The 13,779-nt window shown below is 64.6% G+C and carries 11 protein-coding genes and 2 pseudogenes; 6 read left to right on the plus strand and 7 right to left on the minus strand.

The genetic code is table 11. The annotated features are described in order from the left end of the window. A partial coding sequence (locus ACLBYD_RS29255) for an aspartate ammonia-lyase (RefSeq protein ID WP_447819195.1) occupies nucleotides 1-1,246 on the plus strand: 1,246 nt, incomplete at its 5' end. Nucleotides 1,247-1,632: 386 nt separating this feature from the next. On the opposite strand, the gene ACLBYD_RS29260 is transcribed toward ACLBYD_RS29255, so the two are convergent. Continuing rightward, nucleotides 1,633-2,852 (minus strand): IS3 family transposase gene (locus ACLBYD_RS29260; protein WP_447819205.1). Its coding sequence is split into 2 segments (ribosomal slippage): nucleotides 1,633-2,543 and nucleotides 2,543-2,852, totalling 1,221 coding nucleotides; the frame shifts between segments, so codons are not numbered across the junction. A gap of 131 nt (nucleotides 2,853-2,983) precedes the next feature. Next, nucleotides 2,984-3,391, minus strand: a complete 408-nt coding sequence (locus ACLBYD_RS29265; protein ID WP_447819196.1) for a nuclear transport factor 2 family protein — start codon at nucleotides 3,389-3,391, stop codon at nucleotides 2,984-2,986. Between the two features lie 97 nt (nucleotides 3,392-3,488). Here ACLBYD_RS29265 and ACLBYD_RS29270 point away from each other — a divergent pair, with 97 nt between their 5' ends. Together ACLBYD_RS29270 and ACLBYD_RS29275 are read left to right on the plus strand one after the other, a co-directional pair. Then, nucleotides 3,489-4,028, plus strand: a complete 540-nt coding sequence (locus ACLBYD_RS29270; RefSeq protein ID WP_447819197.1) for a TetR/AcrR family transcriptional regulator — start codon at nucleotides 3,489-3,491, stop codon at nucleotides 4,026-4,028. Between the two features lie 362 nt (nucleotides 4,029-4,390). Beyond that, a complete protein-coding gene (locus tag ACLBYD_RS29275; protein WP_447819198.1) occupies nucleotides 4,391-5,677 on the plus strand; it encodes an IS3 family transposase in 1,287 nt (428 codons plus the stop codon). Between the two features lie 28 nt (nucleotides 5,678-5,705). Here the strand turns inward: ACLBYD_RS29275 and ACLBYD_RS29280 are convergent, their stop codons facing one another. Together ACLBYD_RS29280 and ACLBYD_RS29285 are read right to left on the minus strand one after the other, a co-directional pair. Beyond that, a complete protein-coding gene (locus tag ACLBYD_RS29280) occupies nucleotides 5,706-6,608 on the minus strand; it encodes an IS110 family transposase (protein ID WP_447819199.1) in 903 nt (300 codons plus the stop codon). Nucleotides 6,609-6,679: 71 nt separating this feature from the next. Further along, nucleotides 6,680-6,997: an IS110 family transposase gene (locus tag ACLBYD_RS29285; RefSeq protein ID WP_447819200.1), complete on the minus strand. Its 318-nt coding sequence runs from the start codon at nucleotides 6,995-6,997 to the stop codon at nucleotides 6,680-6,682. A gap of 253 nt (nucleotides 6,998-7,250) precedes the next feature. Between ACLBYD_RS29285 and ACLBYD_RS29290 the strand changes: the two are divergent. Continuing rightward, nucleotides 7,251-7,775 (plus strand): annotated as a pseudogene (locus ACLBYD_RS29290) (IS30 family transposase); the annotation flags it as partial. A gap of 388 nt (nucleotides 7,776-8,163) precedes the next feature. On the opposite strand, the gene ACLBYD_RS29295 reads toward ACLBYD_RS29290, so the two are convergent. The 3 genes from ACLBYD_RS29295 to ACLBYD_RS29305 are packed head-to-tail and all read right to left on the minus strand — an operon-like array spanning nucleotide 8,164 to nucleotide 10,944. After that, the gene (locus ACLBYD_RS29295) at nucleotides 8,164-9,048 is read right to left on the minus strand and encodes a crotonase/enoyl-CoA hydratase family protein (protein ID WP_447819201.1); all 885 of its coding nucleotides are present in this window, start codon (nucleotides 9,046-9,048) and stop codon (nucleotides 8,164-8,166) included. A 19-nt stretch (nucleotides 9,049-9,067) separates the two neighbouring features. Continuing rightward, on the minus strand, nucleotides 9,068-10,048 hold the full coding sequence (locus tag ACLBYD_RS29300) for an NAD(P)H-dependent flavin oxidoreductase (RefSeq protein WP_447819202.1): 981 nt from the start codon (nucleotides 10,046-10,048) through the stop codon (nucleotides 9,068-9,070). Beyond that, complete coding sequence (locus ACLBYD_RS29305) at nucleotides 10,045-10,944, minus strand: SMP-30/gluconolactonase/LRE family protein (RefSeq protein ID WP_447819203.1); 900 nt, start codon at nucleotides 10,942-10,944, stop codon at nucleotides 10,045-10,047. Before ACLBYD_RS29305 ends, ACLBYD_RS29300 begins: the two co-directional genes overlap by 4 nt. A 232-nt stretch (nucleotides 10,945-11,176) precedes the next feature. Between ACLBYD_RS29305 and ACLBYD_RS29310 the strand changes: the two genes are divergently transcribed. Then, complete coding sequence (locus ACLBYD_RS29310) at nucleotides 11,177-12,757, plus strand: long-chain fatty acid--CoA ligase (protein ID WP_447819204.1); 1,581 nt, start codon at nucleotides 11,177-11,179, stop codon at nucleotides 12,755-12,757. Nucleotides 12,758-12,838: 81 nt separating this feature from the next. Next, nucleotides 12,839-13,779: pseudogene (locus ACLBYD_RS29315) on the plus strand (sigma-54-dependent Fis family transcriptional regulator); the annotation flags it as partial.

Raw genomic sequence — 13,779 nt, forward strand, 5'->3', positions numbered from 1 at the left:
CGCCGCGGTGAAATCCGCTGCGGCGAGCGCGAACCGCGATCTCGGCATGCTCGACGACCGTCGTGCGGAAGCCATCATCGCAGCATGTGACGATGTTCGTCGGGGAATGCTCGACGACCAGTTCGTCGTCGACGTCGTGCAGGGCGGGGCCGGTACCTCGACCAACATGAACGCCAACGAGGTGATCGCGAACCGTGCACTCGAGCGGATGGGTTTCGCGCGCGGCGACTACCGCCAACTCCACCCGCTCGAGCACGTCAACCTCGGACAGAGCACCAATGACGTTTATCCCACGGCGGTCAAGCTTGCGGTGATCGCGTCGCTGGCACGGCTGCGGGCCTCGCTGGTGGCATTGGGGGACGCGTTCGCTGCGAAGGCGACGGAGTTCGCCGATCACGTGAAGATGGGGCGCACGCAGCTGCAGGATGCGGTCCCGATGACCTTGGGGCAGGAGTTCGGCGCCTTCGCGGTCACCGTCGGTGAGGACGTCGCTCGGCTGGGTGAATCGGCTTGCCTGGCGAGAGAGATCAATCTTGGAGGAACCGCGATCGGCACGGGTCTCAATGCGCATCCCGACTATGCGCGACTTGTTTGCGACGCGCTGAGAACGCTCACCGGTCTCGACCTCGTCACCGCGGACAATCTGGTCGAAGCCACCCAGGACGCGGGTGTGTTCGTGCAGATCTCCGGGGCGGTGAAACGGTCCGCGGTGAAGTTGTCGAAGATCTGCAACGATCTGCGGTTGTTGTCTTCGGGCCCTCGGGCGGGTCTCGCCGAGATCGGCCTGCCTGCGGTGCAGGCGGGCTCGTCGATCATGCCGGGCAAGGTCAATCCTGTCATCCCTGAGGCGGTGTCCCAGGTTGCCTACGAGATCGTCGGAAACGACGTCGCGATCACGATGGCGGCCGAAGCAGGGCAGTTGCAGCTCAACGCCTTCGAGCCCATCATCGCGCACAAGCTTCTCGAATCGATCGCGCACCTGACCGCCGTCGTGGACATCCTTGCAACACGGTGCGTGACTGGTATCACCGCCAACGTCGATCATCTGCGTGAGATGGTCGACCGGTCCATCGGATTGGTTACCGCTTTGAACCCGCAGATCGGTTACGAAGCGGCGACCGCGCTCGCCGGCCGCGCACTGCTGACCGATCGCAGTGTCGTGGAATTGGTACTCGAGGAGGGGTTGATGACCCGCGAGGAGTTGGAGTGGGTGCTCCGGCCGGCGAATCTGGTCAGGCTCCGATAGCTGTCCGCTGGAGGGTTGACCGGTGTGCAGACACCGGTCGACTCAACCGTATTGCGCTGCTGCGCCCCGGGCTCAGTGCAGGCTCTCGACGACCCAGCTGGGTTGTTCCGGCGGGAATGTGTGAATCGTAGTAGGCCTGTTCGGCTTCGACGGGGGATCATCCCGATTTCACCGTGGAGGCGCCGGTAGTTGAATCAGACATCCTTGGTGTTCGATGTCGAGCAGCGGCAGCAATGTCGCGGTGTGTGCACCCGACCGACGGGTTGTAGGAGGTGTGGGTTTTGAGGCAGCCGTGAAGAATACCGGCGAGCCGGCTGCCGACCTGTCGTAGTGCGGCGTTGTGGCCGATATCGCGGGGGGCTCCCCCGAGATGTGGACACCAATACCTATGCGGCAGCGGCTATCGTAGCCGATCGCTGCTCGAACTCGATCGGACAGATCTGACCGAGAGCGGAATGCCTCCTTCGTGTGTTGTAACGCGTGATCCAACGGAAGACTTCGGCCCGCGCCTCACCCGCACAGGTCCAGCGCTTCCGGCCTTGCAGGGTCTCCCGTTTCAACGTCGCGTTCCACGATTCGGCAGCAGCATTGTCCGCGCTTGTTCCGACCGCACCCCACGACCGTGTCACCCCCAACTCCCGACACACGGAGGCAAATTCCAGCGAAACATACTGGGCGCCGTTGTCGCTGTGAAAGATCGCGCCGCCCAGACCCTCGGCACCGCGGGCGGTGGCCGCTGCCCGTAGTGCGTCGGTGACCAACTCGGTGCGCATGTGCGGGGCGATCGACCAACCTGCCAGCCGTTTCGAGTGAAGGTCCAATACCATTGCCAGATACAGGAATTGCCCGTCTCCTACTGGAAGGTAGGTGATGTCGCCGACGTATCGGGTGTTCGGTGTACTCGCGGTGGAATCGCGCCGGATCAGGTCCGGCACCGGGGTTGCGGAGGGTTCTGGGACGGTGGTCCGGACGGTCTTGCGCAAGTGCACCCCGACGATCCCGCGCTCGCGCATCACCCGCTCCACCCGCTTGTGGTTGACCTCGATCCCGGTATCGCGCAGCTCGGCTGTGATGCGCGGGGCCCCGTAGGTGCCGTCGAAGTCGTCGTGGATGGCGCGGATCCGCGTCGCGAGTTCTTCGTCGGCGCGGGCGCGTTCGGCCCGGGCCGGTGCGGCAGCAAGCCACCGGTAGAAACCGGATCGGGATACTTCGAGGATCTGGCACAGCCACTTCACCGGAGCGGTGTTGCGGTGGTCGTCGACGAACTGGAAGCGGCTCACCCGTTGGTCTCGCCCGCGAAATATTTCGCGGCCCTCCGCAGGATCTCCCGCTCGGTCTCTAGCTTGCGGACCTGGGCTTTGAGCTGCCTGTTTTCTTCTTCCAGCACGGACTCGGGTGACACCCCGCTCGCCGGTGCCGGCTTCCGGGGCCGGTCGGTTGCGGATGGAGTGCCGGTGCGTTTGCGTTCCGCGCGGACCCAGTTGCGTAGGGTCTCGCGGCTGACCCCGAGGTCTCTGCCGATGCCATCGAACGTGTGGCTCGGATCAGACAGGTACAACGCGACGGCATCGGCCTTGAATTCTGCCGAGTATGCCTTCTTCGCCATCTGTGACATCACTTCCTCTGGATCCTCGTGACCAGTGTTCAGGATGTCCACACTCAAGGAGGAACTCCCGGGTTCCTCACCTGGACGGTATGGGCAGCCTCTGGCTCAACGCCAGGGCTGCCCATACCCCTCTAGGCTGCGAACGCCGCTGCGGTTACTGCCGTGTCCTCGAACAGGTGCATCCGCGTGATCTTTCCCGCCTTCACGGTCAAGCGCAGCGCGACGTCGGTGTGGAACGGGCGTCCGGTCGCAGCTGCGACGTGGTCGAACGCACCGAAGACGACGGCGTCCTCGCCGTCGGTGACGACAGCCTCGACCGAGACGACGCTCTTGCCCGGTACCAGGGCGGCCCACAGGGCACGGAAGTAGTCGGGCACCTCGCTCTTGCGCGAGCGAGCGCCGACCCAGTGCGCTACCGCCGGGTCGCCCGGAACGAACCAGTCGATCTCCTCCGCGAACAGCTCGCCGAGTCTCTCCGGGTCCTGCGCTCCGAGGCCTTCGAGGAAGGCGGTCGTGGTGTCTGTGGTGGTGGGGGTCATCAGGTCTCCTGCCTGTCGCGGCGATCGCCGACCGCCGATCTGTAGTGGTCGATACAGAACGTTAGCACATCTGTAGTGGTCGTTATAGAATGAATGTATGGGACGGCCGCGCAACTTCGATCGAGACACCGCATTGGACAAGGCGATGCTTCTGTTCTGGGAGCACGGCTACGAGCAGACCTCCATCGCCGACCTCACGCAGGAGCTCGGCATTTCCGCGCCGAGTCTGTACGCCGCGTTCGGCGACAAACGGACCCTGTTCGAGGAGGTCGTCGCCCGCTATGAAGCCAACCCCGCGTCCGTGACGACAGCCGGGACCGCCGGGACGACTCCGCACGAGGTGCTGCGGTTGATGTTCGACCGTGCATGCCAGGAGTACGCCAGCGAAGCACATCCGCGTGGATGTCTCGTCAACACCGCACCCGAGCTCACCGGCAATCGCAACCACAATCGCGCGATCACCGCAGACCGACTGCGGACAGTCGACGTCGACACGGAGACGAGCGTCGACGCCGACACGCTCGCCGCCTTCACCCATGCTCTGCTCGTGGGCCTGTCGTCCTACGCTCGCGATGGCGCCGATGAGGAGCAGTTGCGCCGCGTGGCCGAGCTGGCCATGCGCGTGATGACCGCGTGAGCGGTACTCCTCTGGGGTAGCCACGCACCGAACACGATGCACTCGCCACTTGTTCGCGCACCGTTTTCTACACGCCCGAAGTCCTCTGCCGTCCCGGTGCTCTCACGCGCGACATCGACATAGAGCATGGGAGTGCACTGCTTCTGGTTGCGGCCTGACTTTGAGCGGACGCCGCAGGCGCCGACTTTGAACCGCGCAGTGTAGGGGAGGACAATCCCCGGCTGGTGAAGGGGCATCGTCAAGCAGGTCAGGGTTTGAAGTTCAACCATAACCACCACCAGACGGTGTCGCACGCGGGAGCTGGGCCCCTGAACCGTCCTGGAGGAGGTGGAGGCTCCTGATCCAACAAGGCGAATGCTGGTATGCCTGCACCCAGGAAGTACGACGCCGAGACCCAAGAGCGCGCGGTCCGGATGTATCGGGACCGGATCGCCGAACACGGAGGCTCGAAGACTGCCGCCCGACGCCATGTCGGCGAACTGCTCGACTTCGCGCCGGCGACACTACGGAACTGGATCACGGCGGCCGACAGGGCGGACACGCCGACGGTGTTGATGTCCGGTGACGCCGTCGATGCCGACGAGGTGCGGCGGCTCCGCAAAGAGAACGCCGAGCTGCGCAGGACCAACGAGATCTTGAAGACCGCAAGTGTTTTTCGCGGCGGCGGAGGTCGTCCCCCGCGAGCGGGAGGTGCCCCACGCCGACTGCGGGGATCGTCGACTACATCGACGCCCACCGCTCTCGCTTCTCCGGTCGTCCCGATCTGTGCCGTGCTCACCGAGCGCGGCATCAGCATCGCCCCGTCCACCTACTACAAGGCCAAGGCCCGCGGACGTGTCTCCGCCGCCGAGCCGGCCGATGCCTACGCCGCGAACACCGTGCATGCGGTGTATGTGGCCAATCGGCGCGTCTACGGTGTCCGCAAACTCTGGCACGCGATGAAACGCGCTGGTCACGACATGGGCCGCGATCAGGTGACCCGTCTGATGACGATCACCGGCCTCACCGGAGTCGTGCGCGGCACACGCCGCACGGTCACCACCGAGCATGATGCTCGAGCGCCCCGGCATCCGGACCCGATCGAGCGGAACTGGGATGTACCGCAGCGTCCGGATCAGTGGTGGGTCGCTGATTTCACCTACTGTTGGACGTTGGCCGGGTTCGTCTACACCGCGTTCTGTGTCGACGCCTTCTCGCGTCGCATATTGGGGTGGCGGGTGATGACGACGAAGTCCACCCCGCTGGTCCACGGTGTTCTCGAGCAAGCTCTGTTCACGAGAAGAAGAACCGACTTCCTTTTCATCTCAACAGGGTTGGTTCATCACTCCGATGCCGGAAGTCAATACACGTCGCTGGCGTTCACCGAGGCTCTGGTCGAGTCGGGCATCGCCGGCTCCATCGGCAGCGTCGGGGACGCCCTCGACAACGCGCTGATGGAGTCGACGATCGGGCGCTACAAGACCGAGCTGCTCGACCGGGCACAGTCCTGGTCCGGCCGAGTCGAGGGCGAGCGGGAGACCGCCGAGTGGGTCCGCTGGTTCAACGCGGACCGGTTGCATTCGTCGATCGACTATCTCTCGCCGATCGAGTACGAGACGCGCTACCGTGAACAGCGCCCTACCGCCACCTCCGTCCTCGAGGTGGCCTGAACGAAGTCTCCACTCGATCCAGGGCGGTTCAAACGACGACATCGATCGCGCGGTTGAGTTGCCGATCACCGGATCTCGAAAGACGGTGGCGGGTGGTGTTGCCCGAGGACGCCGGCAGCGGAGCGATACTACCGAGCGATGCGAATGCGACCTCCGAGCAGACATGCCCGTGGTGGGAGTACGCAGTGACGAGTATCGCGCCGGTGACCGCGCCGACCCCTGGAATGCTCTGCAGTCCGGGCGCGAGAGCTTCGGTGAGCTGCGCGAGCCGATGGTGGTTGATCCGCAAGAGCTCGGTCGGGTCGAGCACGGTCCTGGCGAGCCGGCGCGCTTCCTCACGGAAGACACGCACGGGTGGTTCATCGCGGCTGGTCCTCCACCCGGCGATGACCGCGATCCGGGCATTGGCCAGTGGTGGTCGTGCGTCGACGGACAGATCGGTGCTGCGGAACAGTGCGGTGAGGGCATTTCTGTTGGCGGTGCGCTGCTGGTCCATCAGAGATCGGGCAGCGAGCAGCACGCACAGTGCCGCCCGGGGTCCGGTGCGTCGGGGCTGGGCGAGGCGATCGAGGTGTTCCCCGATCACGGTTCGTGCTGCACCTTCAGCATCGATGGGGTCGGATTTGCCGGTACGAGCGCGCGAGGGTCTCGACAGCGGCCGGATCTCGGTAACGTCGATCCCGGCTGCGGCCAGGACGGCGGTGATTCCGGCGCCGTGGGAGGAGGTGCCCTCGACTGCGGCAAGCAAGGTCGTTCGGTTCGAGCGTCGAGAGACCCAGCTGGTCGCGCGACTGATCCCGGCGGCAGTTGTCGGGAACGTCGCGGTATCGACGACGGCGCCGGTGCGTGTGGCGACGAGGCAGTAGGTGTGGCTGCGGGCATGGGTGTCGATGCCGACAACATGGTCGAACCGTTCGGCGACTGTGGTCATGGTGGACTCCTTCGTGGGCAGTACTGCGGTGGTCCGGTGTGGGAGTCGCGTAGAGACAGATCTGTAATGAGTCACGCCGCGGCGGGCGGACACGCTTGTTGCTCAAGGCATCTGCGCGGGCAGACCGAGCCGCAGCGCGGTCGTGGACCTGTCATTGTGAAGACACCACCGAGCAAGGCGAGCAGCAGCGCCGGCCCACCGGTGTTCAGGTCGGTGCCCCACACCACGGCATCGCCGTCCGCCCTCACGAGCACCGCCGAGATCAGGTCGAGGAGGGCACTTTCGTCGTTGTCGATCCTCTTGGACAGAACTACGGCACCTGCTGCGTCGATCGCGCCGCAGTGGTGGGCGCGTTTGCCGGCATCGACGCCTACCCAGAGTTCGCTCACGAAGTCCCTCCCGATCGTCGTCCCTGTCGTGGTGCCTCCTTACCTGACAGCCACGCCGGCACGTCCTTACCCAACGATCGGTGCGCGAGGCTCAATGAGCCATCAGAGCGGTCGAGCTGGCAGTAGGACAGCGGGTGGCCATTCCAGTTCGCCGTCGCCGCGGCAGGGAGACCTCAACCCTGCCCGCTGCCCCAAGGAGAGCGATCAAGACCCTACGTCCGGACCTCGATACCGCCCACCGCTACAACGTAAGGAAGGCGACCTGATCATCGGCACCGGCCGGTCTCCGATCGGCACGTTCGTCGAGCGCAGCAGCCGACCGGCGATCCTCGTGCACCTGCTTCGCCTGGAGGGCTGGAGTGAGAAGCCGCCCATGAAGAACGGTCCGTCTCTCGGCGGCTACGGCGCCGTCGCGATGAACGCCGCACCGAGGGCATCGATGACGACGCTCCCGGAGCAGCTCCGCAAGACGCTGACCTGGGGCCGTGGGAGGGAACTGTCCGGTCATGCCCAGTTCGCGTTCGACACCGGTACGAGAGTGTTCTTCGCCGATCCGCACTCACCCTGGCAACGACCGGCAAATGAGAACCCGAACGGTCTGCTGCGCCAGTACTTCCCGAAGGGAACCGATCTGTCCAGGTGGTCCGCGCAGGACTTCGAGGCCGTCGCCCTGGCGATCAACAGGCCTCGCAAGATCCTCGACTGGCGGACCCCGGCCGAAGTATTCGCCGAACGGCTACGCCCACTGCAACAGCCAGGTGTTGCATCGACTGATTGAACCCGCCCAATCCGTGCGTAGTGTGGCGGGCCACCTTCCTCGTGATCGGGCGGTGGCTCCAGCCGGGTGCGGTGCTTCTCCTGTCCTAATCCGTTGAGAGTTTGATGTCTTGCACGGTCGATCACCACGAACCGAGGTGTTGAAGTGGGAGGCTTAGTATTTAAAGGCGATGATGGAGCATCGCTGCCAACTCTCGTGTGGCGGCTGCTTCAGTCTCTGCGCCCATGCGCTCAGGGCATCCGCTGAGACCATCAGAGATGCGGACGAATCAGCGGGGATGCCGCCACCGAGCGGTAGTCCGATTTCCTGGCGGATTTGATGCATAGGGACAGTGCACTTCATGAGGCCTCCTTTGTTCGGTCGGTTGGAGCGGGGCTGCAGTAGGTGTTCACGGTGTCGTTGTCTCGATCCACTCTTTGTAGAACGGCGGCATGACTGAGGCCTTTTCGTGGAACTCGGGTGGGCGCTTGTCGAGGAAGGCCTGCACTCCCTCGGCGCCATCGCCGATACTGGTGTAGAACATGGCCAGCGAATCGACGCGATGGGCGTCTGCGGGGTGGGTAGCGGCGGAATTTCGCAGCAGCATCTGGCGCATCAGGGCCACCGAGACCGGTGAGCGGTCGCGGGTCCAGGCATTCGCCAACGCGCGTGCTTCGCTGAGTAACGTCTCGGGCTCGTGGACCGCCTGCGCCAACCCGTCGATGTACGCGGCCTCGGCGTTGAGGATCTCTGCCCTATAGACCAGATCCAGTGCAACGGGCATACCGACGAGCCGGGGAAGGAACCATGTCGAGCACGCTTCGGGCACTATTCCGAGTTTGCCGAACACCAGGCCGAACCGCGCTCGGGTCGACATCAGGCGCGCGTCCATCGCCAGCGTCATGGTTGCACCGATTCCGACGGCCGCGCCGTTGATTGCGGCGATCACCGGTTTACGGCAGGCATGGATTGCGACGGTGACGCGGCCGCCTGTGTCGCGGATCCGGCGCAATTCGGGGTCGTCGAGATTCTTCATGTCGGCAAGAGTGGGGCGTTTCGACTCGTCGAGCCCGAACACGTTCCCTTCACTCGACAGGTCCATGCCGGCGCAGAAAGCGCGCCCTGCTCCGGTGACGATCACGGCCCGGACCGTGTCGTCGTCGTTCACCGACACGAAGGTGTGCTCGAGTTCGTCGGCCATCTCGACGGTGAACGCATTGAGATGGTCGGGACGGTTGAGGACCACGGTGAGGATGCCGTCCTCGACTTCGTGGCGAAGGGTGGTGTATTCCATGACTTCTCCCGTCTGCCTGTCAGGCGAGGTCGGCGGCGATCCTGCGGATGGCGGCTTCGGCATCGCTCACGATGTCCGAGATGATCGTCTTGCAGGGAAGCACGGCATCGATGAGACCTTGGGATTGACCTGCCCACCACATGCCGTCTTCCATGTTCCCCTTCTCCAGCACTTCCGTTCGGCCGCGTACCCCGGAGGCGAGGTGTGCGACGTCGGAGAACGTGGCGTCAGGGCGGGCGGAGAGGGCTGCGATCGTCTCGGAGATGGAGTTGCGAGCCACACGTGCGGTATTACGGAACTCTCGGAACACGAGGATGGTCTGACGTTCGTCGTTGGCAACGATCTGGGCCTTGACGTTCGGATGCACGGGAGCTTCGTCGCTGGCTACGAACCGGGTGCCCATGTTGATTGCGCATGCGCCGAGGGCCAGTGCTGCGGCCAATCCGTCGCCGGTGGCGAATCCGCCACTGGCGATGATCGGGATGTCGAGTACGCGCGCTGCGGCGGGGATGAGGATCAGGCCGGGGATGTCCTCGTTGCCGGGATGGCCGGCGCACTCGAACCCGTCGATACTGACGGCGTCGACACCCATGGACTGTGCTTTGATCGCATGCCGGACCGCTACCGCTTTGTGGATGACCTTGATCCCGGCGGCTTTGAACGCCGCCACATGTTCTTGGGGGTTGCTGCCGGCGGTTTCCACGATGGTGATGCCGCTGTCGATGATCGCGGCCCGGTAGTCGTCGTACGGCACGGGAGTGACGGTGGGCAGCAGGGTGAGATTGACACCGAACGGCTTATCGGTCATATCCCGGCACCGGGCGATCTCAGCGACGAGAGCTTCGGGGGTGGGTTGCGTCAGCGCGGTGAGAAAACCCAAACCCCCGGCATTGGCCACCGCGGAGATCAGCTCCGCGGTGCCGACCCCGGTCATGCCACCGCACACCACCGGGTGCTCGATCCCGAAAGTGTCGGTGAAACGTGTGCGCAGCACGATCACGGCCTCCCTGCGTGCGGAACGTCGACTCTCGTCGAGAGGACCTTGGCTTCACGCGCAGCGCTGCGCTTGGCTTCGTCGAAATCCGGCGCGACCGAGAGAAATAGTGTGCGACCGTCATCGCCACCGAGCGCGACCGCGAACACTCCCAGCGGAGCCGTACTCACCTCGTCCAGGATGGTTCCGCCTTCGGCCAGGCGTACGGCACGTTGGTTGACGCAGTCGGCGATCCAGATGGCACCTTCAGCGTCGAGGGCCTGACCATCAGGTGCAATCGTGCACGCTGCAAGCCGCTTCTCCACGCTCGGCTCGTTGCCGAGATCGCCGAACGAGGCGAAGTCCTGACGGGGGCCGAGTGTGCCGTCCGGTTCGATATCGAATCGGGAGACGCGGTTGCCGAACAGTTCGTTGACGTACAGCGTCCTTCCGTCCGGGGAGATGCACATACCGTTCGGGAAGGACAGTCCTTCGGCAGCTACGCGGGAAGTGCCGTCGGTGTCGACGAGGACGACAACGCCGTGCTCGTGGTCGGCTCCTCCCATGAGATCGAATCCGAACTCGCCGACGTATGCCTGCCCGTTCGCGGCGACCACCATGTCGTTGGCGTGACCGTGGCAGTGTTCGGAGATGTCGGCGTGCTCGACGAGCGAGCCATCGGGTTCGCGGCGCAGGACTTTGCGGTCCTTCATCGAGACGACGAGCATGCGCCCGTCGGGAAGCCATCCGAGTCCGGACGGCTGGTGTTCGACGGTGCAGACCTGTTCGATGGATCCGTCGGCGTTCACGGCATTGACCGAGTGGGTGTAGAAATCCACGAACCACAGTCGGCCCTCGTGCCACCGAGGTCCCTCGGTGTAGGTGAATCCTGTTGTGACTTCCGTCATTGGACGACTTGTCATGGGAGTACCTTTCTTCCGGCGCTCGTTGCCCGCTGGGCTCGGCCGGTGTCGGCCGGGCGCCCATGCGGGTGAGGTGGCTCCAGTCTCGGGAGCCTCACGGCGGTCGAGGTGTCCCACAACGCAACAGTGCGGACGAGTTCATCGGGCGCTGTCGCAAATTCGGACGGTTCGGTGCCAGGGTTGGTGTGCAGGCTGGTCGTACCCTCGCTCACCTGATCCGGAGGAATGCGCCATGCTCACCACGATGATGGATCGTCCACTGCTGATCAGCTCGCTGCTGTGGCGTGCTGAGAACGTCTTCGCCGACCGGGTCGGAGTCTCGTGCGACGCAACCCGCGGAGACCGAGAGTTCACCTACCGCGATCTCGGCGCGACCGCACGCCGGTTTGCTGGTTCCTTCGGGAACTTGGGCATCGGGTTCGGAACCAGGGTTGCGACGTTGGCCTGGAACACCTTCGAGCATCTTGTCGCCTACTACGCAGTTCCTGCGTGCGGGGCAGTGCTGCACACGGTCAACCATCGGATGTCGCCCGAGCACATCGCCTACACAATGGATAAGGCCGAGGACGAGGTTGTGCTGATCGACGCTGATCTGTTGCCCGTTCTCTTCGAGATTCTCCCGCGCCTCCCGCGGATCCGGCATGTAGTGGTCATCGGTGATCTCGAGCAAGCCGAGTATTCGGTATCTGCAGAGGTGACCTGGTGGTCGTTCGACGGATTGTTGCTCGATGCCGTGCCGATCGAGGAATTCCCGGAGTTCGACGAGACGACTGCATCGTCGATTTGTTTCACCTCGGGTACCACCGGGCTGCCCAAGGGGGTCGTGTACAGCCATCGAAGTACGGTGCTGCACGCGATGGCGATCAGTGCTTCCGGGGGCGTCGCGATCGACGGTCGGCACTCGTACCTCCTTGCCACGCAGATGTCCCACGTGCACAGTTGGGGTGTTCCGTACGCGGGCGTGCTGCAGGGCGCACGTCTCGTCCTCCCCGGGCCGCACCCCTCGCCCGCGGAGCTGCTGCGCATCATCACGGATCAGACACCCGATGTCTTCGTCGGCGCCCCGGCCGTGGCGGCGCTCATGCGTGCACAGTTCGATGCCGATTCCGAGCGTTACGACCTCGGGAGTTTGCAAACCATGTGGTTGGGCGGGCAGGTGCTGCCACCAGTGCTGGTGAGGTGGTGGGCGGAGCGGGGAGTGGCGACCGTCAACGGGTGGGGGATGACCGAAACCTCCCCTATGGGAACTTTCAGCAACTCGGCCGATTGCCAAGGCAGGCCCTTGCCGTTGTTCCAGGTGCGTGTTGTCGACGAGGAGGGTCGGAGGCTGCCGTGGAATGGCTTCACCACCGGCGAGCTGGAGGTTCGTTCGCCGTGGGTAACCGGTACGTACCTTGATGACGACCGCGCCGCGGAGGCGTTCGACGCCGGTTGGTTGCGCAGCGGCGACGTTGCGGTGATTCATCCGGATGGCCGGCTGGAGATCCGCGACCGGGTCAAAGACCTCATCAAGAGTGGAGGAGAATGGATCTCTTCCGTCGAGGTCGAGAACCAGTTGCTATTGCATCCGGCGGTGGTGGAGGCCGCTGTCATTGCGGTACCGCACGAGACCTGGCAGGAGCGCCCCGTGGCGTGGGTTCGGACGGCGGGGGAGGTCTCCGATGATCAGCTTCGGGGCCACTTGGCGGTGACCTTGCCGAAGTTCTGGCTCCCGGACACGTTCGTGCGGGTGGACGAGGTCCCGAAGACGTCAGTGGGCAAATTGGACAAGGTGCGTATGCGCCGGATGTGGGCCCAGAAGTTCGTGGTGTAGCGTTCTGGGACACTCATGGTCCATGTGATTTCGCTTACATAATGTTCGTACTGACCGTGAGGTGTTCGAGGTGGTGATGACGTGACCGAGCTGTTTCGCATGCAAGTAGACGATCGCAGTTCCGACAGGTACGACGATGCTGTGCCGAGGGTGCGACCGGAGATCGAGCAGTCGTGGCGCCGCTGCCGCGCGATCGGGGCGGCCCCGGACGGTTCTCGTCTGCGCTATATCGACGACGCCCCCACCGACTCGAAACTTGTGCGTGCGGCCCGGCCGGTCCTCGATCGGTTGGCCGATCAACTCGCCGACGCACCGGTGACGATCTTGCTCGCCTCCCAGGATGCGACCATCGTCGACCGCCGGGCCGGGCAGCGGTCGCTGCTCGGTCGTCTCGACCGTGCCCAGGTCGCCCCGGGGTTCATCTTCGCCGAGGAATGCGCCGGAACCAACGGGATCGGCACCGCACTCGAGGAACGCAAAGCGTTCCGGGTGCGCGGGGAGGAACACCTGCTCGAGTCGCTGCACCCGCTGGCCTGTGTCGGTTCACCGATCGTCGATCCGGTCTCGCGTGCGGTGACCGGCATTCTCGACATCACCTGCGAGGTCGACGATGTCAACGAGCTGATGGCGCCGCTGGTGCTCTCGGCCGTGCGCGACATCGAAGAGCGGCTGTTCGCCTTGTCCGCGCGAAGCGAGCAGAGCCTGCTGCGCGAATACATGCGCAGCAAACGCCGCGGCCACGCGGCGGTGGTGGCGATGAGCCGGGACACGGTGATCGCGACCCCGACGGTGTCGCGGTTGATGGACTCGACCGATCAGATGATGATCTGGGACTGGATCAGCACCCACCTGGCCGCCAAGGACGAATGGGAAGGACCGCTGCGTTTCGCCGAGGGCATCGACGTGCGGGTCCATGCCCGCCGGGTCGGCGAGCCCACCGATCCGCTCAGCGCGATCATCGAACTGCGCCCGCTGGCCTCCCCGGCCCCGCCGCGCCCCCGCGCGCGCCTGACCCCGGCCCG

This window comes from Rhodococcus sp. C26F (genome assembly GCF_053345925.1).

What these genes read in the sequence shown, in the direction of transcription:
- ACLBYD_RS29265 (WP_447819196.1), bottom strand. Translation starts at nt 3,391, where the DNA reads ATGACCCCCACCACCACAGACACCACGACCGCCTTCCTCGAAGGCCTC.
- ACLBYD_RS29270 (WP_447819197.1), top strand. Translation starts at nt 3,489, where the DNA reads ATGGGACGGCCGCGCAACTTCGATCGAGACACCGCATTGGACAAGGCG.
- ACLBYD_RS29275 (WP_447819198.1), top strand. Translation starts at nt 4,391, where the DNA reads ATGCCTGCACCCAGGAAGTACGACGCCGAGACCCAAGAGCGCGCGGTC.
- ACLBYD_RS29280 (WP_447819199.1), bottom strand. Translation starts at nt 6,608, where the DNA reads ATGACCACAGTCGCCGAACGGTTCGACCATGTTGTCGGCATCGACACC.
- ACLBYD_RS29295 (WP_447819201.1), bottom strand. Translation starts at nt 9,048, where the DNA reads ATGGAATACACCACCCTTCGCCACGAAGTCGAGGACGGCATCCTCACC.
- ACLBYD_RS29305 (WP_447819203.1), bottom strand. Translation starts at nt 10,944, where the DNA reads ATGACAAGTCGTCCAATGACGGAAGTCACAACAGGATTCACCTACACC.
- ACLBYD_RS29310 (WP_447819204.1), top strand. Translation starts at nt 11,177, where the DNA reads ATGCTCACCACGATGATGGATCGTCCACTGCTGATCAGCTCGCTGCTG.